General features: G+C 53.0%; 3 protein-coding genes. 2 read left to right on the top strand and 1 reads right to left on the bottom strand.

Annotation, left to right across the window (positions count from 1 at the left end; genetic code table 11):
- Window positions 1-160 precede the first annotated feature (160 nt).
- Both PX481_RS08495 and PX481_RS08490 read left to right on the top strand, forming a co-directional pair.
- Window positions 161-475, top strand: a complete 315-nt coding sequence (locus PX481_RS08495; RefSeq protein WP_002756751.1) for a DUF5132 domain-containing protein — start codon at window positions 161-163, stop codon at window positions 473-475.
- A 46-nt stretch (window positions 476-521) separates the two neighbouring features.
- Window positions 522-1,595, top strand: a complete 1,074-nt coding sequence (locus PX481_RS08490; RefSeq protein ID WP_002756749.1) for a hypothetical protein — start codon at window positions 522-524, stop codon at window positions 1,593-1,595.
- On the opposite strand, the gene PX481_RS08485 is transcribed toward PX481_RS08490, so the two are convergent.
- Window positions 1,592-1,867, bottom strand: coding sequence for a hypothetical protein (locus PX481_RS08485; RefSeq protein ID WP_002756745.1), 276 nt, complete (start codon window positions 1,865-1,867; stop codon window positions 1,592-1,594). The two genes, PX481_RS08490 and PX481_RS08485, sit on opposite strands and share 4 nt — an antisense overlap.
- Window positions 1,868-1,974: the final 107 nt, after the last annotated feature.

Genomic DNA, 1,974 nt, shown 5'->3' with positions numbered 1-1,974 from the left:
TTAAATATTGGAAGAAAGGTAGTCGGAGAGGCCGCCTTTAGCGGGAATCCGATAGAGAGGTTCGTAGTTAACCCAGTACGGGTCAAAGCGTACAAAGCTAATTCTAGATGCAATATTTGCGTACAGAATTAGTAACTATAGAGATAGTAAATTAGTGATTATGGATTTAGAAGCTTTGTTGTTAGGCATCGAGCCAGTGGCGGCGCTGGGCGTTGGGGCGGCAGCCCTGGCTCTCGCCCCTCTCATTGGTGCTTTGGGTAATCCAGAGGTAGGAAAGTCTCTAGCAGACTCCGGCCGCGACCTCACCAAAAGTGGCATTAAATGGGGACTAGAAACGTTTGAGAAGGTGCAAGAAACTGTGGCTGAAGCCAGTGAGTCCTGGAATGATCTGGTAGCAGAAGCCGAGGCAGAAATTAGGACTGCCAAGAGTTCAGCCAAGCCCGAGGCACCCACAGAAGTGGAAATTGCCGAATAATGACCCAACCCGGTAGCTCCGGGGTAATCTCAGGAGGATAGAGGTAATGGCCAATCCAGATTCATCAGCCTCAGCAGGGGAACAAGTTACTCAAAATCCCGCCGATTTCCTAGCAGCTGCTGGCGAAGTGGCGAACCAGATAGCGAAGGCGGCAAAAACCGCAGGCGAAGCAGCCGCCCAGCAATGGCAAGCAGCAAGCGACTCCGTTCTCGAAGCCGCTAACCCCCTCCTCAAAGTCACCCAAGATGCAGGCCAAGCTCTCCTGGAAACGGCTGGGTCGGCGGTCAAACCCTTGGCTGAACAAGCCAATCAAGTCGGGCAAACCGCCCTGCAAACGGCAACGGCAACCGCAGAGTCCGTCGTCTCAGCTACTGGGCAAATCGCTGGCCAGATCAGCCAAGCAGTGCATCCAGCGGCCGTGGGTGGTGCTTTTCTAGGGATGTCGGCGGGACAAGTGGCCGGTGGAATGATCGGCGGGGCGATCGGCTCGGCGCTTGGACCGGGGGGGGCGGTTTTGGGCGCTCAAGTGGGCGCTTTTGCTGGCAGCACCACCGGAGCAAAGTTAGGCTATGATGTCACCCACGAAATTTTCCGCCCCGAGCCGGACAAGGCTCAGGCGGGAGCAAATCCGATCGAGATCGCAGAACACCTCAGCAAGAAAAGCGGCGAGAAGCTCGGTGAAACCCTGGGGACTGCGGGGGGCGCAATTCTGGGTACGGTAATCGCTGGGCCTGCGGGCGGCATGGTAGGCGCTCTGGCTGGAGGGGTTTTGGGGGGACAGTTAGGAGAAGATACGGCAGTTGCCTTAAATCAACAAGTCGAGCAGCAAGGAAAGCCGTCTCAGGAAGCCTCGCCCGAACAGACAGACGTGAAAGATTGGACGATCAAGACAGGGAGTAGTTTTGTCGGGGAAACAGGAAGTGCTTTGGTCGGAGGGGCGATCGGCAAATTAGTCGCCGGTGCAGCGGGGGCAGAGATCGGTCGGAGCTTAGGAGCGCTCGCAACGCGCTCGCAACGCGAGACCGCTGGCAAGAAAATCGACTGGACATCTCAGCCTCAACCGAGTTCGCCTCCTCAACTACCCCAAGACGCTCAAGAGGAACTCCCCCATGTCAGCTAAAAACAAATTTTTGCTCTTGCTCCTGATCTTCGTACCGATCGCTCTTGCTGCTGAGTGGCTGAAGTTATTCTTAATCTTCGGGTGTGATAGTCGTGATATTTTTTCTCCAAAGTTTTGAAACTGCGCGGCAGAATTTGAATAGCATTATTCATGACTCGATCAATTTTAATCTCCGAGCGATATTTGCGAAAAGAAGCCGGTAAATTCCTTAACTGTTCCTGCACTTCTGCTATCACTAATTTCTCAACAAAATTGAGAGAAGGTTGGTTCATGAAGCAATTTTTGGTTCTTCGTTACTTGGTATGGTTCGATAGGGGGTCATAAATCGACTAAATCCTTATCTGGTAAGAGACTTAATTGATTAGTTCGCTCTAGATCA

This window comes from Microcystis sp. M53603_WE2 (assembly GCF_030065435.1).
The sequence above is the reverse complement of the archived record's forward strand: the minus strand, read 5'-3'. Positions and strand labels throughout refer to the sequence as shown.